A 24,778-nucleotide genomic window follows, 5' to 3' on the forward strand; every position below is an offset into this window, starting at 1 on the left:
TGACGATTTTCAGCTTTCTTTGTTCCCTGTTTGAAATTTTTGAGGAAACTCCAATAAACAGTAAAATATCAATTTATTTTCTTTTCTTTTTGATGTCTTTTAAAACCTTTTTTTCGTCAGCTTCTAATTTTCGTTGAAGCTTTTTTACATCTTCGGCTGGTAATAAGTTCTCAGGATAAATACCGCGTTTAGTAAGCATTTCGCGTACTGCTAGATTGTTATCAACATGTTCTTTTTCAATTGAATTCCTACCTTTCAAATCTTTATTTTGCACATTGAGTCCGGTCATTTCTGCAGCCAAATCTTTTGCTTTAATGCTAATCGTCGGTAAAAAATCGGCAACGGGTCTATTTTCAGGTATCCCCATTTTTCTTTTTAGTATATGGGTATTCAGTTTAAATAATGCCTGATCTCCTTTTGAACGAATAATTGCAAAACCCTGACTATCTACACCCCGGTCATAAAGAATTCCTGAAAGCTGTTTTTCTGTCTGGCTAAGCTTTTCGCGTGCTTTCACTCTTTCAAACTCTAAAAGTCGTATTTCAACCAGTTCAGCTCTGCGGGTTTGAACAGCAAAATAATTTTGAGCAAATGCTATTTCTACTTTGCGAGTATCGCCATTTTGCGCAATAAGATAACAGGCATAGCGTGTCAGTAATATATCCATTATATTTTTTTCGGCTCCCTTGGGCATAGGTATCGTTTTCCTGATGTCAGGAAAATGATCCGCCACTTGCTCTCCTGCATTCTCACAGGCATTTTTAGCTTTTTCTATAACTTTTTCAAAGTTTTCCCATTTACTATAACCTAAAAGTGATTGCAACTCCCTTGCACTCCAGCATTCAACACCTTCAAATTCTATAGCAGCTGCTTCAAATTGTTTAAAAAGTTGTTGTATTTCTTCTGATTTCATCTTTCGACTGTAAATTAATTTTACCTTTATTTATCTTTTTCAGACTCTTGAATTTTTCCACTAATCCAAAATTAATTTGGGATAAGGCAAATATAATTTTTTACAATAAATGCAATGTAAAATGTTATTAACTTTCCTTTTTATTCCCTATACTCTTATACCTCTTTTTTCGCTTGACGTTTGTTAGTTCGACTGTACTATTGTTAACCTGTTTTACAGTTGAATTGCTGACTGATAAACTTTTTCAATTTCCAACACTCAATTATCAATAATCAAGTAAAATTCCCCTATATCTATACCTTTATTCCTCTATACCATTATACCCTTTGAAGTTTAGTATTACAGAGTTTTAGTAGACAAGGTGACAAGTAGACAAGATGACAAGTTGATAAGTTAACAAGGGAAATCAGAATGCAGAATTTAAAATTGGTTAATGGTCATTTGTAGTCATTCATGGTCATTATACGCCAGCAAACTTAATTTCTTTTTCACGCAATTCGTCGCTGCGAAGGCACAAAGAAGCATAGTATACCGACAGAAAAGAGTTTTGCAAAAATATTTTTTGTTTTCTGTACGGTATAACTCGTTCTAAACAGTTATGCCTTTGCAAACCTGATAAGAACGAGTATAAATTTCACCCAATCCCCCATTCTCCATTTCTCCTATTCGTCTTTACATGATTATCCGCCACAATCCGTAACATCAGTGTTAATCCGCTTCCCATTATGAAGATAATGTTTATACTTTACAATCTTTGTTTTTCGTCAATGTTAGATGGCGAAGATATTTTTGATGTTCTGTTATACCAATTACCCAACTTCCAAGTAAATACTAACCGAAGCATTCGTGTATCATAATAATTTTGGTAAGTTTGCTTAATACCATCACTTATATAAGAATATTCAGGATTTGATGTTTTAAAAATATCACCAATTAAAAGCCGGGCCTCAAAAACTTTCTTACTATTTATATAACTAAGACCAAGGTCTAAAATAAAAGAATTTTTCATAGACCTATAGTTATATAAACCCGGAATATATTCTTCTAAATTGCATACCATGTCAAAATTTTTATTAATACGAATAGTATTATTCATAATTATTGTACCGCTTCTGCCAGATATATTTAAAAAGCCTTTTCTATTTGATATATACTCAGAATATGAATAATCAAACTGTAAAACAGTTTCCAACCAATTATTCAATTTTAATAATTTGTAAATATTTACCCCGTAAGTATTTACATTTAAAAAATTATCTGTTTCTTGTATCTGGTTTAAAATATTAAGAGAATCAAGTATAACGTATTGTCCAATTTTATTATCTTGATAAGTATAATATATTTTAGTACTAAATGTACTATTAAGTAAATAAGTTAATTCAATATTCTTAATATATGAAGGCTTAAGAAATGGGTTTCCCATAGCATAATCATATTTACTGATATACCATTTAAAGGGATCTAAGTATTGGTAAGGTGGCCTCTCTATTCGAGCAGAATAACTAATAGAAATACTACTATTGTTGTTTAATTTATTAGATATATAAATTGTTGGGAAAAAATCTAAATACTGGTTTTTGTGTTTCTCATTTATAGTTAATGAGTAGCTTTCCGTATTTGTTATTTCAGAACGTATTCCAGCGTTAAATGACCATTTTTGAATATTTTTTTCTAAACTACCATACACGGAGAGTATATTCTCGGTATATCTATATCTATTAGACTGAGATGAATCCAAAAAAGTATTATCATAAATTATATTAAATAATTCACTATTAGAAGATGTTTTAATGAATGTTTTTTTCAAACCGGTATTAACCGTGAAATTATAAATTGGAAATGAGAAATCTATCTTAGGTGTTAATATATTATACTTGAGACTTCCTTCTGTGTGAAAATTATCATTTGTTACATTAATATTATTAATTTGCATTATAGAATTAAAATCTCTTTTGTTTTTTGTATAATTATTAAGATAAGCTACACTTGCCGTAAAGTGTGATTTTTTATTTGAAAACAAATGCTTAAAAAATACTTCGGAATTATATGTGTAATTATTCTTTATTGTTTTACCATTAGTAACTAAAGTTGAGTCTATTTGATTATTAATTGGATTAATAAATTTTGTTTGATTTGTAATATCCGCAATTATTTCTTTATTATATAATGGTATTTGAAGATCAACAATAATATTTGAGCGTTTGTTAAAATTATACCCTATGCTTGTCTTTAAATCATCCCCAATAAAACTCCATTTTTTAGGATTGTAAGTAGATATTGTAGCATTGGGAAAATATTCATAATAAACACTCCTATTTAAGTAAGAATTATTATAATTGCTAATACTTCCTTCAAAAAATATTTTTTCCCCGGTATAATTTACAAATGCAGAAATCATATAAGATGAATAACTGTTTTGTTTACAACCTAATTTAATATATTCCTTCCACCCGGGAAGAATATTTTTTTTTGTTACTACTTTAATGATTCCCAAATTACCTTCTGCATCATATTGGGCAGGAGGTGTAGATATTATTTCTATACTGCTTATAATATCAGGTGGCAAAGAATTAAGGTAACTTAATAAAGATTGTCCTTCTAATCGTACGATCCGGTCATTTATATATACTATGACTGATGATTTACCAAAGATATTCAAAGACTCATTAGAAATATTTATTGTTGGCAATTGTTTAAAAATATCAGTGGTTTCTTTACCTTTAGTTTCAATGTTGCCATCAATATTTATAACAAATCTGTCCGGTTTAGCCTGAATTAAATCTTTCTGACCATTTATTGTTGTTCCTTTAAGAATAATTGTATCGGGTTGTAAAATAAAATTGATAGTCGTATCATTTTTTAGAGTGAATTTATTTTGTGCCGTAATACATCCTAATATATTTATCAATAATTCACAATTACCCTTTTTTGTCGTTTTTAAAAAATAATTCCCCAAAGAGTCACTTAACATGGATTGATGATGAGTAGAATCAATTAACAATTGAATAGTAGCAAATTTAACAGGGGCTCCATTTAAATTCTTTATATTTCCTTTTATAATTGAATTTTGAGATTGTAAATCGCCAATTATCAATATAAATATGGCAAAAAGTAGTAATTTAAGTAGTTTAAACATAATGTGTTTGGTCATCAATTATCTTATCATTAAAATTAATATTATTACCACTAATTATAACAGGTTGAATAGCTGAATGACTGGATTTTTTTGATTGTTCAATTGCTAATTGCAAACTTAATTTCTTTTTCACGCAATTCGTCGCTGCGAAGGCACAAAGAAGCATAGTATACCGACAGAAAAGAGTTTTGCAAAAATATTTTTTGTTTTCTGTACGGTATAACTCGTTCTAAACAGTTATGCCTTTGCAAACCTGATAAGAACGAGTATAAATTTCACCCAATCCCCCATTCCCCATTTCTCCCATTCGTCTTTACATGATTATCCGCCACAATCCGTAACATCAGTGTTAATCCGCGTCCCATTATGAAGATAATGTTTTTTTCAATATGACTGAGGGCTTTTACTACTTAGGCGCCAGCCATCCAATAGGGTCGGTAAGGGTTTTGCCATACCACACTTCAAAATGGAGTTCAGTTTTTGATTCTTCAGTATCGGTAGCTATGGTACCTATTTCTTGTTTTACTTTAACCTTATCTCCGGTTTTTACTGAAACATCAGCAAGGTTTGAATAAACAGTAAGATATTCACCATGACGTATGATCACTGCTTTATTAGCACCGGGAATATTTACCACACCGGTAACTTTACCTTCGAAAACCGCACGTGCTTTTGCTCCTGAATTTGTTGAAATATCGATACCATTATTTTTAACTTTAATATCAAGAACCGGGTGAGAGTGAAAACCGAAAGTGCTGGTTACTATGCCTTTCTCGGTAGGCCAGGGAAGTTTGCCTTTATTACTGCTGAAACTGGTGGAAAGAGTAATTTCGGCTTCCGATAATCCAAGTTCTTTTATTGTTGATGTTGATTTGGTAACGGTGCTGGTATTGGTTTTTGTACCGGTACTTGTTTTTGTCTGACTGCTGGTACTTTTTTCTGTAGCTTTTTTTATCTCCTCGGCAATTATTGTTTCAATAGACTGTTGAAGCTTTTTGGCTTCTTTTTCTTTTTGCTTTATGGTTTTCAGCAGATCTTTTTCTTTCTGCTGCAATTGTTTCACCGAGGAATTTTTTTCTTCTTTCTCTTTTGCAAGTTGTATTTTTTCATCTTCTTTTGTTTTGAGTAAAGAAGATTTATCGGATTTTATCCCTTTCAGTTCCGAAATCTTTTCATTAAGAAGCTTTGAAGTGTTTGTTATTGCCTCGGCCTGTTTGCGACGATATTCGGCATATAATTTTAAATATTTCAATCGCAAAAACGCCTGGTTGATATCCGATGAAGCAAATAAAAACATTAAGCGTGTATAAGCATTACGATTTTTATAAGCAAAATATATCATACGGGCATATGCTTCTTTTATCTTTTTTAGCTCCGTTAAAAGTTTTGCCGATTCCTTATAATTAACAACAATTTTCCCGTCGAGGGCTCCGATTTCAGAGCCTATATTATCAATAAGTTCCTCGCGCTGATTTATCTTATTGTTTAAAATGATCAGCTGGCTTAGTGAAATCTGTTTGTTCTTCTTGGTTTCAGCAAGAAGTTTATTGGTATAAGTGATATCTTTTTCTATTTTCTCTTTGTCCTGTTTTAGTTTTTCTTTCGTGTTCTGAGCTTGCAATAAAACGGGGAACATTACCAGCATTACGGCAACAATACATGCTTTATGGGCACAATGTAACAATCCTGGTATGGTCATATTTTTTTTCATTTATAAATTCGCTGGTATTTACTGCTTATATTAAACGGGAATTCGAGTGGCCCGGACGTAGTAACCCTGGTATTTTCCAATTTTATCTCGATTTTTTCTTTTTCGTTTGAAGCATTATACTTCAATGTGAAAGGAAATAAAAGACTATCGACTGTTTTAATATCGGAGTATTCTGCTTCGAGTTTCTGGTTTTCTTTTAACTCTTTAAGTTGTACTCTTGATATCTTATATGTTTCAGGGTCAAGCCAGATATCCTGTACCAGCAGTTTTAAGCTATCGTCCGAGGTCTTTACATATTTTTTCAGTTTTCCGCGACCTACAGTGCTAAGTAAATACTGCATTCCATCAACCGTTGCTTTAAAAACATTATTCTCATAATATGAAAAATCATTCCCTACAAGCAATGATTGCAACATGTCAAAATCAATATCGGTATGAATCAGGTTGGTTATATAAGCAAAATCGCTTGAAATATAAGTATCATTCAGCCTGTTTAGCATCTTTACGGAATCATTGGTGATAAGCGCCCTGAACGCTTCTATTCCAAGCGCAGGAGTAACAGAAATCCAAATGATGCTGTCTTTTTTTATCCTTATATTCCCATTAAAGCTGTTTTCTGTTTTATGCATTTTTACCGTAGCTGAAAATTTTATATTCAGCCAGTTAAACTTAAATTCATTTTTCTTTAACTGCGCAAATAAATAATCCGCTTTTTTATCTTTTATAGGTTCTTTGATTATTTTTTTAGCCGGATTGCATTCGGTAAAAACAAAATATAAAAGCCCTATTAAACTCGTGTACCAAAAAATTTTCTTAACGCTATTCATAATATTTTCTGTCGGTAATTTTTTTATCAAGCAAATCGGATGCTTTACCTGTATCCTTTGCTTTCTGCCAATATTCCAATGCTTTATCTTCTTTATTCAATTTATACAGCACATCGCCGTAATGTTCAAGTATCACAGCATTTTTATCGCCTCCGGCATCAAGCGCTTTTTTAAGAAAGATCTCTGCATCGCTGAAACGGTTCTCTTTAAATAAAACCCAGGCATATGTATCTAAATATGAAGAATTATCTGAAACAACTTTGATCATTCTTCCGGCCATTTTCTCTGCTTTATCCAGATTCTCATTTCTGAGCGACAAATAGTAACTATAGTTATTCAATACATAAACATTAAGTGAATCAATATCAAGAACTTTATCATACGAAGAAAACGCTTCTTTGTAGCTCTGCTTTGCATAATATGAATCGCCCAAATACGTGTAGAAATTCTTAAGCAGACTATTATCATAAGCTGCCATAAACACTCCTTTATTCAACGTTGTAATAGCTTCGTCATATTTCTTGAGCATCAGCAATGATGCTCCGTTCATCAAATACAAACCGGCCTGTTCGGGAAAAAGTTCTAAAGCTCTTTTACTATCATTTTGTAATAAGGAATAATTCTTCTGTTCGGATTCAATGTATAAAAGTTGTTCCCATATAGCATATTTACTGCTATCGATAGCAATAGCTTTCTGATATTGTTCTTTAGCTTCCGTTAGTTTATGGTCGCGGATAAGGAAATCGCCATACATGGAATATGCCTTTGCTTCATTGGGATGAGTTGCAACAAGCAATGAACAAAGAGAAAAAGCCTGCTCTTTAAGTGTATCGTATTTTTCAGTGATGGTATAGTACGAAAGAAGTATTTTAATTTTAGTGTCAATTCCAACATTTGAACTTGAAAAAGCTTGCTTTAATTCGTCAAATGACTTTTCGTTATCACCTTTCATTCGATAATATTCGGCAAGCGACAAATGCACATTCCCGTTATCAGGCTCGAGTGATAAAATTTTCTGATACACGGTGAAAGCTTCGTCAGTCATTTTGTTGGCAACATATAAATCAGCAAGATAATTAAGGTATTCCGTTTCTGCCGGAAAGGCATCAACCAGCTTTTGAATTTCTTCCACTGCTTTTGAAAACTTATTTTGAAGAAGTAATATTTTTTCTTTTTGAAGTGAAATTTCTTCTGTTATCCCAATTCTTTCTTCAAGTTTATTGTATACTTCAATAGCTTCGCTATATTTTGATGCATAAAGATTTGCCATTGCCCAATTAAGAAAAAAATCAACATTTTCAGGGTTCGACAACGCCAGCGACTCAAAAACAGCAGCAGCTTCTTTATATTTTTTTTGAACAATTAAAAGCTCGGCATGTAATTGTTTGTACCATGTATTTTTGGGGTCGAGTTCACATGCTTTTGTAATATATGGAATGGCAAGCTCTGTTTTTTCCTGGTTATAATATATCCGGGCAATTTCATATAATGGTGCAGGGTTGGATTTATCCGTCCTGGCACAGGAAAGAAAATGTGTTAATGCTTTTTCATAATCCCCTTCCTCTTTATCCTTCAAACCATCAATATATTCGGAGGTATTATCAAGAATTTGAGTTTCTGTAAGTACAGGTTGTTTGTTGTGTTTAAATATTCCGCATGAGGCAAAAGATATAAATACAAAAAGAATGAAAAGCGTATTTTTTAATTGCTGCATTTATTTAATAATCTTGTCAGTAAATAAAATAAATTTAATTTAACTGAGCACTGTATAATCGCCAATGCTTACTTCTTTTTTGCCTCCAAAATATTCAACATAGTTACCGATCATTGAATTATCAAGGTTTACACAGGAAATTTTTGTGTTCGACTGGATGATACTGTTCGTAATTACTGAATAATTAATCACCGTGTTTTCGCCAACTGAAACATGGGGACCAATAATAGAATCGGTTATTCTTACATTTTCACCTAAATAGCAGGGCTGAATAATAATAGAGTTTTCAATAACTACTGATTCGGAAACTAATTTTTGTTGCTTACTGAATTCTAATATACGCTGGTTGGTGAAAACGGTGGCGTCTTTATTTCCGCAGTCGAGCCACTCATTTACTTTTCCGATATACAATTGTGAGCCTTTTTTCATCATATTGTCAAGAGCATCGGTAAGCTGGAATTCCCCACCTTTCTGGATATTATTATCAACCAGGTATTGCAATTCGCTTTTCAGATATGCACCATCTTTGAAATAATAAATCCCTATGATTGCCAGATCAGAAACAAATGTTTTAGGCTTTTCAACAATACTGGTAATTATGCCTTCGTTATTGGTCTTTACAACACCAAACGCAGCCGGGTTCTGTACTTTATGAACCCAAACTATACTATCCTTGGTATCATCAAGAATGAAATCAGCAAAAAACAACGTATCGGCAAAAGCAACCACTACTTTATCATTCAGCGAATCCGCTGCACATAGAATAGCATGAGCTGTTCCCAAAGGATTTTCCTGGTAATAGATTTTTCCCTTCGTTCCTATTTGCCCGGCAATATCCAATAACTGGGTTTCCACTTCTTTTCCAAAATCACCAATAATAAAAGCGATCTCGTCAATTTTTTCCTTGCACATCGAAGCGATACCTTCAACCAGTCTTTGAACAATAGGTTTACCTGCAATGCGAATCAATGGTTTTGGAATTGTGAGCGTGTGTGGGCGCATTCGTTTGCCCATACCTGCCATTGGAATTATTATCTTCATTTTTATTAATTTTTTACTTCAATATTTTTATTGGTCAACCGTAAATTCTCAACTTACAACTATAAACTTCTTACCAAACTAGTGTTAAGTTAATTTTTGAAATGGCGGTCATTCTAAATTCATTGAAGAATGAATCGCTTACAAAATGTTCACATTTCGATAAACACAATATGTCATATTAGACTTAACACTACACTAGTTGCTCCAACCCATCAACCATTTATTTTTTATTTCGTTCCTGTGTGTCCAAACCCTCCGGCCCCTCTGGCTGTTTCCTGTAATATTTCTGCTTCAATAATTTCTGCTTTTTCATGACGGGAAATGATCATTTGTGCTATTCTTTCTCCATCTTCAACAATATATTTTTCTGCCGAAAGATTCACAAGTATTACTTTTACCTCGCCTCTGTAATCAGCATCTATAGTTCCGGGAGTATTCAGAACGGTAATGCCTTTTTTAATGGCCAGTCCGCTGCGTGGTCTTATTTGCGCCTCAAATCCTGCCGGCAATTCAATAAATAAACCTGTAGAAATCAGCGATCTTTCCATTGGCATTAATATTACCGGATTATCCAGGTTTGCACGAATGTCCATACCGGCAGAATGTTCTGTTTCGTAAGCAGGTAAAGGATGTTTTGATTTATTAACTATTTTAAGCTGCATGTTTTTTATTTTTTCTTAACAAAAATACTAATTCAGAATCATATTTTATACCGATGCTTTTTTCTGTCTGAATATTAGTGAAGGTTTTTCCAAATATACTATTATACCCAAAAATATCATTAGCAGGAATGTATTAAATACAAACAATAAAATGTTATTATCTGGTTTAAAATATATACCCAGGAAGTACAATCCAAGCGATAGCCCAATATAAGTAAGTATACGTGTAATATTATAATTGATATGATAATTTTTTTGCCCGTAAACGAAAGATAATATCATCATTAAAGCATAGCATATAAATGTTGCCCATGCTGAACCCATATAGCCTATTATGGGAATCCACCAGACATTTAATACGATGGTAACTATTGCACCGAATATAGAAATATATGCACCAAACCTTGTTTGATCGGTAAGCTTGTACCATATCGACAGATTATAATAAATACCAAGGCACATATTAGCCATAAGTAAAATAGGAACTACAGGAAGCCCTTCATAATATTCTTTCCCTACAAAATATTTTACTATATCAATATACATCATAACACCCAGAAAAATAAAGGTGCATACAATTACAAAATATTTCATCACATCGGCATATACCTGTTTTGCATTTTCCTTTTTAGCCTGCGAGAAGAAAAATGGATCGGCAGCAAAACGAAATGATTGTATGAATAATGTCATGATAATAGAGATCTTATAACAAGCTCCGTATATCCCTACCTGGCTTAATGCAATGCTTTCGGGAAGCATATATTTCAAAAATATCCTGTCCATTGTTTCATTCACAATACCGGCTAACCCTACTACCAGCAATGGCATCGAATATTTTATCATTTTTCTCCATAATTCATAATCGAAATAATAATTTATTCTGATCATTTCGGGTAACAAAAGAAACATAACAATTGAACTTGATATAAGGTTGGAGATAAATACATACCCTACCCCTATTCTTCCACTATAAATAATATCAATGAAACCAGGCATTATTGAATGCTTCAACATATAAGGACATAGTAAAATAAAAAATAAATTCAGCAGAACATTTGAAATGATCCCTATGATTTTTATGGTGGCAAAACGCTTAGCTTTATTCTGTGCCCTTAGTCTTGCAAAAGGAATGGTTGAAACAGCATCAAGTACTATGATTAGTGCAAACCAAATCACATATTCACTATGGTCAGGATAACGCAAAACGTTTGCAACCGGATGCGCAAATATTATTGCCAATAATAAAAAAAATGAAGAAGTGGCTAATAACGAAATGAGTGATGTACTGTAAACTTTATTTTTATCCTGCTCGGTCCCGAAAAACCGGAAGAAACCTGTTTCAAAACCATACGTGAGTATAACTATCAGTAATGAAACATAAGCATACATTTCGTTTACCGTACCATATTCCGAAGTTTGAAATACTCTTGTATAAAAAGGAACCAGTAAATACGATATAACGCGGCCTATAATGCTGCTTAAACCATATACCGCAGTTTGTCCTGCTAACTGTTTTAACGGATTCAAAATATTATATTATTCTGCAAAAGTACATTTTTCTGAAGAATGTTGATAATAACGAAATCTGAAATATAATATTTTAATTTATTAAGAAGGAATGAATAATTTAATCTTCGATACCCGGCAGCTCAATATAAAAAGTAGTCCCAGTATTTTTCTTCGATTCAAACCATATTTTCCCGTTATAACTTTCTATGATGCTTTTAACCATGGCCAATCCAAGTCCGGTGCCACCTGTTTTTGTTGTAAAATTTGGAGAAAAGATTTTATTTTTTTCAGCATCAGAAATCCCTTTACCATTATCGGTAATTTCTATCAAATAAAAATTCTTATTATCCGAAAGCCGGATATCAATAATACCATTTTTCCCTTCAACTGCTTGTACTGAATTTTTTATCAGGTTATTCAAAACCCTAATAATTTGTGATTTATCAACATTCACCAAATAAGGCTTTCCGGGTTTGATAAAATTTATTGTTACTTTATAATCGCTATAAAGTGAAACCGAATTTTCAATAAGCTTTGATAAATCAATGATTTCCTTTACAGCCTTGGGCATTTTTGCAAAGTCTGAAAATTCCGTAGCAATTTTGTTTAATGATTCTATCTGCTCGATCATTGATTGTGTAAAGCGATTCAGCCGTTCGTTCCAATCAGGTGATTTATCATTCCATGATTTTTGTAATTGCTGAACATTAAGTTTCATAGGTGTTAGCGGATTTTTTATTTCATGCGCAATTTGTTTTGCCATTTCGCGCCAGGCGCTTTCACGCTCCGATTTTGCCAGCATTTCAGCGCTCTCTGCCAACTCATCAACCATCCTGTTATATTCATTTATAAGACTACCTATCTCATCATTTCGTTCAATATCAATTTTCTCATTTCTTTTGCCTAATTTGATCTGGCTAAGTTTTTCCATGATAAATTTCATTGGCCGTGTAATGTAATTCGCTACAAGCAGGGCAATAATAACAGCAAGCGCTGTAAGCATTACATTAATATTGATGAATGTTGTAAAGAAAGCCGAAATTTCTTTTTTCATCTCGCTTTGCTTAGCAAAATAAGGCAGATTGATATAACCTGTTAATTTATTATCATTATTTCGGAATGGAACATATGCTGATAAATATTTTAAATTCCCTATATTTTCATTATGAATATAAAATGTATTTTTATTTTTTGATAATTCAATAAAAGCTTTTGAATCCATACGTTTCGATAGCATTCCTTCATCAAAAACCTGGGGACGCGATGAGGCTAATAGTATGCCATCGGGAGTATAGAAATTTATATCTGTAAAAAATATATTTGAAAATTTGGTAAGCAAATCCGCTGTGAATTCTTTTGAATCATTCGTAACTTCAGGTAAAGAGCCAAGCTTGTTTTCTGTCTCAATTAATATAGAATGTGCTTTCTCGCTTAAACTATCGAAATTTTTCTTGTTATAAATATTTATAATATAATATAATGTTGTAATACCTATTACTGCAAAGGAAAACACCAAAATAGAAACCATCGATATCTGTACCCTGGCTTTAAAATTTAAATTGATTTCTTTTTTCTTCAATGGAAAATGAAGCAGAAAAAGAAAGACCAAAATACAAATGCAATAGAAAATAAAAATATAGGAAAAGGGTGCAATGATATACAAAAGCGATTCACTTTTTTTACTGATGATAATAATTGTTGTGGCATCCGATTTATAGAAAAGATGGTCATACCCATCTCTTTCAACAAAAAGATATTCATTTTCGGAAAGCTTATAATTATATGAGGTCAGGCTATAATAGTACTTTCCATATTGTAATACCAGTTCGTTATTTTTATATTTTGCATATGAATAATTAAACAAATCCCTGTTTATTTTTATGTCTTTATCTATAAGCAATTCGGGGTAACCTAATTCCTTAGGAACAAATTTTGAATATAATTCAATATAGCAAACCGGTTTGACAATACTATCGTTTTGGGGATCTTTAAAGAAAATTTTCGCTATATAGCTGTTACGTCCGGTACCTGTACTTAATAAAAATAAATTGTCGTTAACTGTAGGCTGACCCGAATTATTTATCATTTCATTAAAAAACGAATCACACCCAACACTAATGTTATCAGGCTTTATCAACAATACCTGCTTGGGTTTACATACAGTTACCTGGAAATCATATTTCGACCAATATCCTTTAAAATAATTTTGATTAATTATTTCTGTAATCTTAGACTCATCAGGTTCCGGGGTATTTAAAATCTTTACGATATCCGTATCCGATTTAATATTTTCTTCAAGATTTTTAAATAAGAATTCTGCTATTGGGTCTTGCTCTATTGATAATTGCGATGCCAGTAATTTTCGTTTTTCTTTTTCTTTATATGTTGAATATTCGTAATAACAATAAGTAGAAAGAAAAGAAAGCAACATGATATATATTGCTACAGCCTGAATTGTAAATTTAAAATTATCTTTTTTTATGTAATATCCAATTGATACCAGTAATGCTATAACAAGAATAAAATATATCCAGCCTATATTAAATGAATAAAAATTAATTATTCCTGATACAATTACAGATATAAATAAGCACAGAAAATGTTTATAAATATTATTATTAAATAGCTGATATGATAATTCGGAAAATAAATATGCAATTAAAAAGAATGATAACAATAAAATAGCTATTATTAAAAAGCCTGAAATGCTATAATAATCAAGCCCAAAAATATTATTTAAATCAAATGATAGATTTGAATTGATAATCAAACCTTTAAATATGTTAAAAATTATAAAAAATACGAATAATACAAAGCTTAACATAATAAAAGAAATAATGCCTCTATAAAAATTATTGCTTTTATTTATTTTAATATTTCTTAAATTATTGAATATAAATATAATAACAATAGAAAAAGTTGAAATATGAAGAAACAAATCGCCTAATGAAGGGAAAAATAATGAATCGGCGTAATATTTTGGTCCAAAGGAATCAAGATTATAAATTATAGATGGTATTTTATAAACAAACGATAAATAGCGGATAAAACAAATTGCCAAAGAAACTAATACCGTCCATAATACAATATTCTTTTTGTAAAATTTTGTAAAAAATTTTTGTAAAAAAAGTATTAAAAAAGAAATAAATGAAATATAAGCAAGGATATAACTTAAGAACATTATGAATTCCAATCCTTTTGGAAAATCTTTTGTCTTAGCAAAAACCAATGAACATAGCAGGTTTCCATCAACAGAAAAAATATTATACTCCCCCTCTACTAAATCTATCTCACATTCGGGCATATTATAATCTTCCAGGAAACCATTTACTAAATATTCATTCCTGTAACGATAATCATTTTTAATAACTATCGCTCCTCTTATAACATAATCCTTGTATCTTTTTTCTTTTACTTCATACCATCCGTTGCTTAATTTCACAATCTGGGAAACAGGTAATGAATCTGCTCTTAAATCTTCAACAGGAACCGAATTAGTTGACCAAAAAATAACAGAATCCTTTTTTGAAATAACTAAAGCGATATCATTCTCTTCGTAAAAACTCCTGTAATAATTATAATCAAAAGCCTGTTGTTTATTGCTGTCTTTCAACTGCTGCAATGACTTATCAAATAATGTATTTAATAATTTTTCTTTTTTATTTAAAATTTCCGAAAATTCATCAGCTTTAACTTTATAATTAATTTCCTTTCCCTTACTTGAATTGATTGTCAATACCAAAGCAAATGAAATTACAAACAGAAACAAGAAGAAATATATTCGGAAATTTTTCATTTTTCAGAGTTTAGAATATCTCTGTATTAAATATAAAATTACAAAAACCTTCTCAATTAAAATGCATTATCTTTTTTTAAAACATAAATTTGGCTAGAGTAAGAATACTTTTTACTTTTTGCTTTTTTATTAGATAAGTAACCTGTTATAAAACCTTTTATTATGCTTTGTTTCCCGGTCTTATATTTTTCACTAAGCATACTAACATAATAAGAATCAAATTTCATAGGTAATTTTTTAACAATAGAGAATCCGTGTTTATTAAAAATTTTCTCTAAAGTTATTGGAGTAAAGTGATATAAATGCCTTGGAACATCATAAGCTGCCCAATATTCTTTATAATAACCTGCATCGAATGAATCGCAATGCGGGACAGCAACAAATAAAAAACCTTCAGGTGTTAGTATTCTTTTTAATTCTTTGATTCGTGTATTTAAATCCGGAACATGTTCTAAAACATGCCAAAGTGTAATATTATCAAATGAATCATTGTGTAATGTACTTATTTGAACTTCATCAATTACATCAATATTATATTGGTTTTTTGCAAAATTTCGAGCTTCTTCATTAGGCTCTAACCCTAGTGTTTTCCAGTTATTTTTTTTAAATAATGAAAGTAATTCTCCGCTTGCACAACCAATATCCAACACATTCTTTTTCTTGGAAAAAGAATTTATAAGTTTATATTTTTTATTATGAGTATGCTGTCTGACTATTTTATATATTTTATTTATAATTCCTTTTTCGGTTCCTGAATGCGATATATAATCGGGCGAATTATAATATTGTCCGAGTTTGTAATTTTCAGGGCGAGGGTTTATAAAAATAAAGTCACATTTATTACATTTTACAAGATTAAATTTTTCTTTTGTAAGGAAAAAATCCGTACAAATCATATAATCTAAAAATTCAGTGTTTTCACAAACCGGACAATTATTTATTTTTTCCATTTTTAATTTTGTTTCACGTGAAACATTTTTCAGAATTATCTTTTAAAATGAACTAATAAAACAGAAATATCTGAAGGAGACACTCCACTAATTCTTGATGCCTGACCTATTGTAGAAGGTTTAATTTTTGAAAGTTTTTCCCTGGCCTCACTTGAAAGCGATTTTAGTTTATGATAATCAAAATCCTTAGGTAATTCTATGTTTTCAAGTCTTGTTATTTTTTCCGCAATATCTTTTTCTTTCTCAATATAACCTTCGTATTTTATAAGAATTTCAGCTTCTTCCAGAATTTCATTCTTCTCTTTTCCTAAATCTAAATCTTCAACAAAAATTCTAAAAGAAAAAACATGTTTTTCAATTTCATTGATATTTATCTGAGGTCTCAATAAAATATTTCCAATTTTAGTCTTATGAGAGATATTATTGGTTTCTTTTTCTTTTAATAATGTATTTATTTCATCAGGGCTGGTACTTTCTTTTTTTAGAAATGATATTATATTATCAATATTATTTCTTTTATCAATAAGTTTATCTAAACGCTTTTTCTCATTTAATCCTAACTCAAATCCTTTAGGAGTCAACCTTAAATCAGCATTATCCTGACGTAATAAAATTCTGTATTCCGCCCTGGAAGTAAACATCCGGTATGGTTCTGAAGTTCCTTTAGTAACCAAATCATCAATAAGAACTCCAATATATGCTTCTGATCTTTTTAATATAAATTTATTTTGATTATTTATTTTTCTGACCGCATTTATACCTGCCATCAACCCTTGGCAAGCTGCTTCTTCATATCCGGTAGTTCCATTAATTTGCCCGGCAAAAAATAAATTTTCGATTACTTTACTTTCTAAATTCTGGTATAATTGAGTAGGAGGGAAGAAATCGTATTCAATAGCATAACCCGGTCTGAAAATTTTAACATTTTCAAATCCACTTATTTTTTTCAAAGCTTCGTACTGAATTTCTTCGGGCAACGAAGAGGAAAAACCATTAATATAATATTCAACTGTATTCCAACCTTCGGGTTCAATAAAAAGCTGATGTCGATTTTTATCAGAAAATCGCTCAACTTTATCTTCAATTGAAGGGCAATAACGTGGACCTATTCCTTTTATTCTTCCCACAAACAATGGAGAACGATCAAATCCTTTTCTCAAAATATCATGAACTTCAGTGCTTGTATAAACCAAATAACATGAACGTTGCTTTTTTAAAAAAGGAGTATTTGTGAAAGAAAATTTTCCGGGTTCATCATCACCTTTTTGTTCGGTCATTTTTGTAAAATCCAGCGAACGGCCGTCTACTCTTACCGGTGTTCCGGTTTTCATACGGTCGCTTTTGATTCCTAATTTCACCAGACATTCTGTTAGCCCTTTTGAATTTACCTCCCCGTAACGACCACCTTTAAACTGCTTTTCACCAATATGAATAATACCGTTTAAAAAAGTTCCGTTTGTTAGAATAACAGTTTTAGATTTTATTGTAATTCCTAAGCTTGTTTTTACTCCAACAATTTTCTCATTCTTGACTATAATATCGGTAATTGTATCTTGCCAGAAATCAAGATTAGGGATTTTTTCTAATTCATTTCTCCATTCAATGGAAAATAATGTTCTGTCACTTTGTGCACGTGGACTCCACATAGCAGGTCCTTTTGAACGGTTCAGCATTCGGAATTGAATCATCGTTCTATCGGTAACGATAGCCGATAAACCTCCAAGTGCATCAATTTCTCTAACTATTTGTCCTTTTGCAACACCCCCCATTGCCGGGTTACACGACATCTGAGCCATATTGGTCATATTCATAGTAACCAGCAAAACTGTAGCATTCATTCTTGCTGCTGCACTTGCTGCTTCACAACCGGCATGACCGGCGCCCACTACTATAACATCATATTCCTGAAGCATAAGTTTAAAATTGTTTCACGTGAAACAATTATTTCATTAATTGATATATTGTTTTTAAGTGAATATCTTCTTTCTTAGTCATTATCAGCTTCTTAGACTTTGTTTTATCTGAATATCCTGATAAATGAAGCGTTCCATGAGCCATCACTCTATACAGCTCATTTAAAAATGTTGTTTTCATTTTTACCGCATTCTCTTCAATTCTTTCAATACTTATATAAATATCACCGGAAACAATTTCATTTTCAGAATAATCAAAAGCAATTACATCTGTATAAGTGTCTCTATTTAAATATTTTATATTAATTTCATGTAAATATGAATCACTACAAAAGATGAAACAAAGCATTCCTGCTTTTTTATTCTCACTTTTGATAATAGATTTTACCCAAGCAGAAATAATACTTTTATTTTTTAATCTGAAAGCAGTGTCTTCGAAAAAATAATTTACGGATACTCGCATGAATCCGGATTAAAGAAAATTTTAATTTATGGTATTATTATGAGAAGAGGAAGTTTCTTTAATACCACAATATTTTTTCAATAGATTCATCCTTTCAACAGCTAATTCATGGTTAATGCTGGAAATTTTAAAAATTATTTCAACACGGGAACCATTATCTGTAAAATGAACTTCATCAGCAAGATTCCTGATAAGGAAAATACCTCGTCCTTTTAATTCGTTTGCATCTATATTAAGGTCGGTAGGGTCGGGGATAGTGTTAATGTCAAAACCTTTACCTTCATCTTTTATTACAAATGATAATCCATCGGGTTTTGATGTAAATATTATTTGTACTGTTTTGGAAGAATCTTTTGCATTGCCATGATTCATCGCATTTTCAACCGCTTCGGTTAAGGCAACAAGAATATTTCCAAAATATGTATTATTTATATTAAACTCATCACAAATATCCTCCACAAATTTTTCAACTTTGTGAATATTTTCAGGTAATGAGGTTAATATAAGTTCTAAACGTTCGTTGATCATATTTAAATCCTATTTCACAAAGTTATAAAAATATTCATTCACTTTGTTTTTATAAAAACTTTTTAATGAAGGAGGTATGGTTTTTAATAACTCAACTTCTTTCAACTTTATACTGTTATACTTAAAAAAGTCGGTAGGGTTACTATAATTTTGATTTTTTGCTTCGTTTGATTCTCTTTTTTCGTCCAATTCTCTTTCTTTTTCAGCCTTTTCCGACTCAAGAAGACGTGTTAAAATTTCTTTTTGACGCTCAATTGTTTCCCCGGAAAGTATTTTATTTACTAAATCGGTCTCCGTTTCTTCCATTTTATCCATAAGCTTATTAAGGTTACCGGTATTCGTATTTCCTTCTTCTTTTAACTGTTCGGCTAACTCTTGCAACTGGCGGCGTAATGCTTCCTGTTGGGCGGCTAATTTAGCCAATTGTTCACTCATTGATTTATTCCCATCTTTACCATTTGGATTCGTTCCATTTTTTAAATTTTCCATGGATTTATTTAATTGTTCCTGGAGTTGCCTTATTGATTTAAATGATGGTTTCCCATTTCCTGGTTTTTTACAACTACCCGGTTTTGAACAACTTCCTGATTTTTGCTCCATCATTTGTTTCTGCATAGCGCTTAATGTTTCAGAAAGCATTAAGGCTAAATTATTTATAGATGTCATTGCCGATTGTTGCTTTGATTTTGCTGTACTTGTATTTCGTAGATTTAGTTGAGTTATGGCATTTTTAACATTATCATTTATTTCCGATATTTCCTGGTTTACAAATGATTCAATCTGGCTCTGACGTTTACTTAATGCGAAAAGCGAATCTTCAATCATTTGTATATCATCTTTCAGGTTTTTTTGCTGTTGAATTAAAGTATTGTATTGGGGATCAGAAGTTTTTACTTCGCCAAGCTGATTAATCAAATCTTCCTGATCAAAAGATGCTTTTATTAAATTTTCAAGAATATCGCGTAATGTATTAATATCTTCGCCTTCTTTTTCTTCCTGCATTTCTTCCTGCATTTGCTCCATTTTATCGGCAAGTTCCTGCATTTGCTCAGCTGCATTTTTTTGCGATTCTGAAGCTTTCTTATTTTTATTATTATTCAGGTTATTCATGCTGTTTTGCATTTCCTGCTGAATACTGTTTTCTTCAGTATCTGTTTTTTCAAGATTGTTTGGATTTTCGAGGTTCTCATTCTTTTTTTGCAAACTATCCATATCTTTTCTGACATCCTGAAACTCTTTATTTAATTCACTTTGCTCGTTTTTTAATTGTTCATTCTTATCCGAATTTGCTTTTTCTGTTTTCTGCGATAAATCTTTTTGCTTTTCAGAAAGCTCATTAAGTTTTTCAATGGTTTCATTTAATTGCTTTTCAAATTCAAGTTGCTTGAAAAGCTCCAGGTTACGGTCGAGTTGTTTTTCAAGGTCTTTACTCGAAAGCTTCATTTTATCAAGCATATCGCTTACCTTATCTTTATCCAGTTTATCAAGCATATCCTGAATTTTCTTGAAAAGCTCTTTCATCTCATCGGTCATCAATTCATTAAAAAGCTTATTGAGTTCTTCCTGCTTTTTTAAAAGATCTGTATTGTCCTTTTGATATTGTTCTTCGAGACTACTTTTTTTAAGATTCTCCTTTTGAATAAGGTCAACTTTGTTCTGAAGGTTTTTCTGCAGATCAAGAATATCCTGAAGTTGCTTCTTTTCCTGCCAGGTAAGCGTTTTTTTATCGACCAGGTCCTTGCTGAATTTTTCAATTTGTTTCTGAAGTTTTTTTGCTTCGGTAATTGATTCGGTAAGTTCGTTTTTAATTTGTTCGTTCGATTCCTCTGTCTTTTTTTCAAGTTCTTCCTTTGATGGAAGCTTATATATCAATTTTTGCGAGCGTGTTGATTTGCTACCATTAACTCCATCGTTATCCCATACTTCAAAATAATATTCAAATTCATCACCGGGTTCGGTTGCAATATCACTGAAATCGTAATAAAAATAGAACTCCTGCTGAGTAATAGAATTGTTAATCTTTACTGATTTTATTTCCGATCTTTTTGTTATAAGAGAATCTGCACAATTTAGCTTCCTGTAATTAAATGTAAGCCCACGGAAACCATAATCATCTTTGATCATTCCTTTATAATAACGCTGATTCTTATTAATAGAATCGCTGTATTCAACAACTTTTACAGTAGGATAAGCGTCAGCAATTACATTTATTGAATAAGTTAATGAATCGTTATTCTTCAGGAAATTATTAGCCGGAATAATTGAATAATTCTGACTGTTTTTAAAAACTTCAGTATAAGAAAAACTATTTTCTGATTTATTTTGAGTATTTATAGTTTTATCCTTGAACCGAAGCTTCATTTCTTTGGTATCTCTGGTTAAAAAATGCCATTTAATCTGAGTTCCTTCGGGAATAATCAGATCACCTGTATTTATAAGGGATTCATCCTGTTTATCCAAATAAGAAGGATAAACAAGCGTTACATCAAAATTTAATATGATAGGCTTGGGGATTACTACTATTTCATATTCTTTGGAATAATATTTATCAGCAAATAGCTGAAATTTTTGATCTTTCTGAAGATTCTTGAAATTATAATGAAAGTTAACCGTATTATCTTTTGTAAGCTGGTACTCGTTTCCATTAATTTCAACAAAAACATTTTCGGGAATTTCGTCACCGGTAATTTTTACGCTCAGAAGAAAATCTTCCTGCTGAATTGCCTGCATTGATTTATTCTGTATCGCAAACTGAAAAGGCGCTTCACGTTCAAAGTAAGTTCCATGGTGTATGATCCTGTTAGTAGGCGCAGTAATCAGTCCGGGAGCGGCAATAATCATGAAAAGCAGCAATAACAAAGGAATTCCGGCATACTTTATATACTTCCTGTTTTTTTTCAAATCGATAGCAATAGGAAATGGAACAGGACTTAATTGCTCTATTCTTTGGTTTATACTTGCTTCAATAAGTAAAGTATTATCGGGATTTGAATCAGCAAGGTGCTTAAGTTGCAGAGTATTCAGCAATTTATCCTTGATATCAGAAAAATGTTTTCCAATAATTTCGGCTGCCTGTTCATGCGAAATTATTTTACCGATATGATATAATTTCAATAAAGGAGTAAAAAAATAGTAATATAAAATTCCAAGGTTAATAAAAATGAAAGAATAAAACATAATTGTTCGCATTACTATCCCAAAATGCCCGAAATACTCAAGCATTGTTATAACAATGTAAAAAATAAGAATAGTTGCTATAGAATAAATAGTTCCCTTTATCAGAAAATTCTTATAATATTTCCTGATAAATTCATCGAGTTTACTAATTAATATTTGATAATTACCGGTCAAAAGTTTTTTAATTCAAAAGTTCCACAAATATAACGAATAAGATGGCTCTTTATTAGTACTTTTACAAAAATTAACAACGAATTATGGGGCATAAAAAGAAAACCAAAAACAATCAGAATCCTTTAGTAAACGATATTCTTAAAATTTTCGCCAACAATCCTGATAAATCATACAATTATAAACAACTGGCAAAGCTGTTATCAATTAATGATAAAAGCAATAAACAATTATTAAATGTTTTACTGGAAGATTTATTACGAAAAAATTCGCTAATACAAGAAGAAAGAGGAAAGTTCAGCATCAACCCTGAAATGGTTAAGTTTTATAGTACTGCTAAAACATCCATTATCGGCATTGTTGATATGAAATCGACAGGTAAAGCATTTATTATTTCAGAAGGGGAGGCAGAAGATGTTCTGATTTTCCCGAACAATACCAATAGGGCGCTACATGGCGATACCGTTAAAGTGCATATATTCCCAAAACGAAAAGGACATAAAACGGAAGGTGAAGTAATTGAAATCATCAAAAGGGCAAAAACAAAATTTGTTGGAATACTTGAAGTATCCAATAAATTCGCCTTTGTAGTGCCTGATAATACGAATATGCCTGTTGATATTTTTATTCCACATGAAAACCTGGAAGGTGCAAAAAACGGACAGAAAGTAGTTGTTGAAATTACCGATTGGCCAAGACAGGCAAAAAATCCTTTTGGTAAAATTCTTCATGTACTCGGAGTACCGGGAGAAAATAACGTGGAAATGAATTCTATTCTTGCTGAATTTGGCTTCCCGCTTGAATTTCCAAAGAATGTTCTTAACGATGCCGAAAAAATCCCTTCAGAAATAACGGAAAGTGAAATAAAGAAACGAAGGGATTTCAGAAAAGCTGTTACTATAACCATTGATCCCGAAGACGCAAAAGACTTTGATGACGCGTTATCCATAACCTGGCTACCTAACGGAAATTATGAAGTAGGTGTTCACATAGCAGATGTATCGCATTATGTAAAACCCGGAAGTAGTGTTGATAAGGAAGGTTATGAACGCGGCACGTCAATATACCTGGTCGACAGAACCATTCCCATGTTACCCGAAAAATTATCCAATCAGCTTTGTTCATTGCAGCCACATGTTGATAAACTTAGTTTTTCGGCAGTATTTGAAATGAATGATGATGCAGAAATAATTAATCTATGGTTTGGTAAAACCATTATTAACTCAAATCATCGTTTTAATTATAATGAAGTACAGGAAATCATTGAAAAAGGGGAGGGATTGTTTTCAAAAGAAATTTTAAAGCTTCATCAATTAGCCGGTTTACTAAGGAAAGAACGTTTTAAAAATGGTTCAATAGAATTTGAAACTACTGAAGTAAAATTTAAATTGGATGAAAAAGGAAAACCTTTAAGCGTGTATATAAAGGAGTATAAGGATTCCAACAAACTGATCGAAGATTTTATGTTACTTGCCAATCGTAAAGTTGCTGAAATTATAGGAAAGAAAAAAAATAAAGAATCGGCAAAAACCTTTGTTTACAGGGTACACGACGAACCTAATCCTGAAAAATTAAACACATTCTCAGAATTTGTTTCTAAGCTCGGTTACAAAATGAAAACCACTTCAAGGAAAAGCACCATTGATTCATTTAATAAACTTCTTGAAAACGTTGAAGGAAAAGGCGAGCAAAATATGATCGAGAACCTTGCAATACGCACTATGGCCAAAGCATATTACAGTACTGATAATATCGGGCATTATGGTTTATCATTCGAATATTATTCTCATTTCACTTCACCTATTCGTCGTTATCCTGATCTTATGGTTCACCGTTTATTGTTTGAATATTTGAATGATGGCGCTTCTGCAAAAAAAGATGAATACGAAGAAAAATGCAAGCATTCATCGGACATGGAAAAACTTGCAGCCGATGCAGAACGCGCCTCGGTAAAATATAAACAGGTGGAATTCCTTGTTGACAAAGTAGGACAAGTGTTTGATGGTGTTATTTCGGGTGTGAGTAAATGGGGAATATTTGTTGAAATTAAAGACAATAAATGCGAAGGCATGGTTTCGTTACGCGATATGGAAGATGATTTTTATTATTTAGATGGAGATAATTACTGCGTGATAGGACAACGCAACGGCACCAGATATAAGCTTGGTGATGATGTGAAGATAAAAGTTAAAAGAGCCAACCTTTCAAGAAAACAATTGGATTTTGAATTATGTCAATTGTAAAAATTATTCATTAATGGAAATAAA

Annotated in this window: 15 protein-coding genes; 1 reads left to right on the plus strand and 14 read right to left on the minus strand. The window is 31.6% G+C overall.

Annotated features, from left to right (window positions below; genetic code table 11):
• Nucleotides 1–73: 73 nt before the first annotated feature.
• From dinD to PKK00_04130, 14 genes are all read right to left on the minus strand, one after another.
• Complete coding sequence (gene dinD / locus PKK00_04065; protein HNW97574.1) at nucleotides 74–913, minus strand: DNA damage-inducible protein D; 840 nt, start codon at nucleotides 911–913, stop codon at nucleotides 74–76.
• Nucleotides 914–1,658: 745 nt separating this feature from the next.
• Entirely contained in the window at nucleotides 1,659–4,049 is a 2,391-nt protein-coding gene (locus PKK00_04070) for an outer membrane beta-barrel family protein (GenBank protein ID HNW97575.1), read from the minus strand.
• A 406-nt stretch (nucleotides 4,050–4,455) separates the two neighbouring features.
• Nucleotides 4,456–5,760 (minus strand): peptidoglycan DD-metalloendopeptidase family protein, encoded by a 1,305-nt coding sequence (locus PKK00_04075; protein HNW97576.1) that lies wholly within the window; start codon nucleotides 5,758–5,760, stop codon nucleotides 4,456–4,458.
• Entirely contained in the window at nucleotides 5,757–6,587 is an 831-nt protein-coding gene (locus PKK00_04080; GenBank protein ID HNW97577.1) for a DUF4292 domain-containing protein, read from the minus strand. Before PKK00_04080 ends, PKK00_04075 begins: the two co-directional genes overlap by 4 nt.
• Nucleotides 6,580–8,301 carry a tetratricopeptide repeat protein gene (locus PKK00_04085; protein HNW97578.1) on the minus strand — a complete coding sequence of 574 codons (1,722 nt, stop codon included), beginning with the start codon at nucleotides 8,299–8,301 and terminating at the stop codon, nucleotides 6,580–6,582. The genes PKK00_04080 and PKK00_04085 overlap by 8 nt, the downstream gene beginning before the upstream one ends.
• A 39-nt stretch (nucleotides 8,302–8,340) precedes the next feature.
• Nucleotides 8,341–9,342 (minus strand): sugar phosphate nucleotidyltransferase, encoded by a 1,002-nt coding sequence (locus PKK00_04090; GenBank protein ID HNW97579.1) that lies wholly within the window; start codon nucleotides 9,340–9,342, stop codon nucleotides 8,341–8,343.
• A 227-nt stretch (nucleotides 9,343–9,569) separates the two neighbouring features.
• The gene (gene dut / locus PKK00_04095) at nucleotides 9,570–10,004 is read right to left on the minus strand and encodes a dUTP diphosphatase (protein ID HNW97580.1); all 435 of its coding nucleotides are present in this window, start codon (nucleotides 10,002–10,004) and stop codon (nucleotides 9,570–9,572) included.
• A 45-nt stretch (nucleotides 10,005–10,049) separates the two neighbouring features.
• The gene (locus PKK00_04100; protein HNW97581.1) at nucleotides 10,050–11,531 is read right to left on the minus strand and encodes an oligosaccharide flippase family protein; all 1,482 of its coding nucleotides are present in this window, start codon (nucleotides 11,529–11,531) and stop codon (nucleotides 10,050–10,052) included.
• Between the two features lie 100 nt (nucleotides 11,532–11,631).
• Nucleotides 11,632–15,309, minus strand: a complete 3,678-nt coding sequence (locus PKK00_04105) for an ATP-binding protein (protein ID HNW97582.1) — start codon at nucleotides 15,307–15,309, stop codon at nucleotides 11,632–11,634.
• 56 nt (nucleotides 15,310–15,365) lie between these two features.
• Entirely contained in the window at nucleotides 15,366–16,259 is an 894-nt protein-coding gene (locus PKK00_04110; GenBank protein ID HNW97583.1) for a class I SAM-dependent methyltransferase, read from the minus strand.
• A gap of 35 nt (nucleotides 16,260–16,294) precedes the next feature.
• Entirely contained in the window at nucleotides 16,295–18,172 is a 1,878-nt protein-coding gene (gene mnmG / locus PKK00_04115) for a tRNA uridine-5-carboxymethylaminomethyl(34) synthesis enzyme MnmG (protein ID HNW97584.1), read from the minus strand.
• Nucleotides 18,173–18,200: 28 nt separating this feature from the next.
• Complete coding sequence (ybeY, locus tag PKK00_04120) at nucleotides 18,201–18,635, minus strand: rRNA maturation RNase YbeY (GenBank protein HNW97585.1); 435 nt, start codon at nucleotides 18,633–18,635, stop codon at nucleotides 18,201–18,203.
• A 21-nt stretch (nucleotides 18,636–18,656) separates the two neighbouring features.
• Nucleotides 18,657–19,163 (minus strand): ATP-binding protein, encoded by a 507-nt coding sequence (locus PKK00_04125; protein HNW97586.1) that lies wholly within the window; start codon nucleotides 19,161–19,163, stop codon nucleotides 18,657–18,659.
• Between the two features lie 9 nt (nucleotides 19,164–19,172).
• Nucleotides 19,173–22,514, minus strand: a complete 3,342-nt coding sequence (locus PKK00_04130) for a hypothetical protein (protein HNW97587.1) — start codon at nucleotides 22,512–22,514, stop codon at nucleotides 19,173–19,175.
• An 83-nt stretch (nucleotides 22,515–22,597) separates the two neighbouring features.
• Between PKK00_04130 and rnr the strand changes: the two genes are divergently transcribed.
• Complete coding sequence (rnr, locus tag PKK00_04135) at nucleotides 22,598–24,754, plus strand: ribonuclease R (GenBank protein ID HNW97588.1); 2,157 nt, start codon at nucleotides 22,598–22,600, stop codon at nucleotides 24,752–24,754.
• Nucleotides 24,755–24,778 lie beyond the last annotated feature (24 nt).

This window comes from Bacteroidales bacterium (assembly GCA_035353855.1).
In the GTDB taxonomy this organism is placed as follows: domain Bacteria; phylum Bacteroidota; class Bacteroidia; order Bacteroidales; family CG2-30-32-10; genus DAOQAK01.

What these genes read in the sequence shown, in the direction of transcription:
- PKK00_04090 (HNW97579.1), bottom strand. Translation starts at nt 9,342, where the DNA reads ATGAAGATAATAATTCCAATGGCAGGTATGGGCAAACGAATGCGCCCA.
- dinD (HNW97574.1), bottom strand. Translation starts at nt 913, where the DNA reads ATGAAATCAGAAGAAATACAACAACTTTTTAAACAATTTGAAGCAGCT.
- dut (HNW97580.1), bottom strand. Translation starts at nt 10,004, where the DNA reads ATGCAGCTTAAAATAGTTAATAAATCAAAACATCCTTTACCTGCTTAC.
- PKK00_04125 (HNW97586.1), bottom strand. Translation starts at nt 19,163, where the DNA reads ATGATCAACGAACGTTTAGAACTTATATTAACCTCATTACCTGAAAAT.
- PKK00_04080 (HNW97577.1), bottom strand. Translation starts at nt 6,587, where the DNA reads ATGAATAGCGTTAAGAAAATTTTTTGGTACACGAGTTTAATAGGGCTT.
- rnr (HNW97588.1), top strand. Translation starts at nt 22,598, where the DNA reads ATGGGGCATAAAAAGAAAACCAAAAACAATCAGAATCCTTTAGTAAAC.
- PKK00_04110 (HNW97583.1), bottom strand. Translation starts at nt 16,259, where the DNA reads ATGGAAAAAATAAATAATTGTCCGGTTTGTGAAAACACTGAATTTTTA.
- PKK00_04085 (HNW97578.1), bottom strand. Translation starts at nt 8,301, where the DNA reads ATGCAGCAATTAAAAAATACGCTTTTCATTCTTTTTGTATTTATATCT.
- PKK00_04070 (HNW97575.1), bottom strand. Translation starts at nt 4,049, where the DNA reads ATGTTTAAACTACTTAAATTACTACTTTTTGCCATATTTATATTGATA.
- PKK00_04105 (HNW97582.1), bottom strand. Translation starts at nt 15,309, where the DNA reads ATGAAAAATTTCCGAATATATTTCTTCTTGTTTCTGTTTGTAATTTCA.
- PKK00_04075 (HNW97576.1), bottom strand. Translation starts at nt 5,760, where the DNA reads ATGAAAAAAAATATGACCATACCAGGATTGTTACATTGTGCCCATAAA.
- ybeY (HNW97585.1), bottom strand. Translation starts at nt 18,635, where the DNA reads ATGCGAGTATCCGTAAATTATTTTTTCGAAGACACTGCTTTCAGATTA.
- mnmG (HNW97584.1), bottom strand. Translation starts at nt 18,172, where the DNA reads ATGCTTCAGGAATATGATGTTATAGTAGTGGGCGCCGGTCATGCCGGT.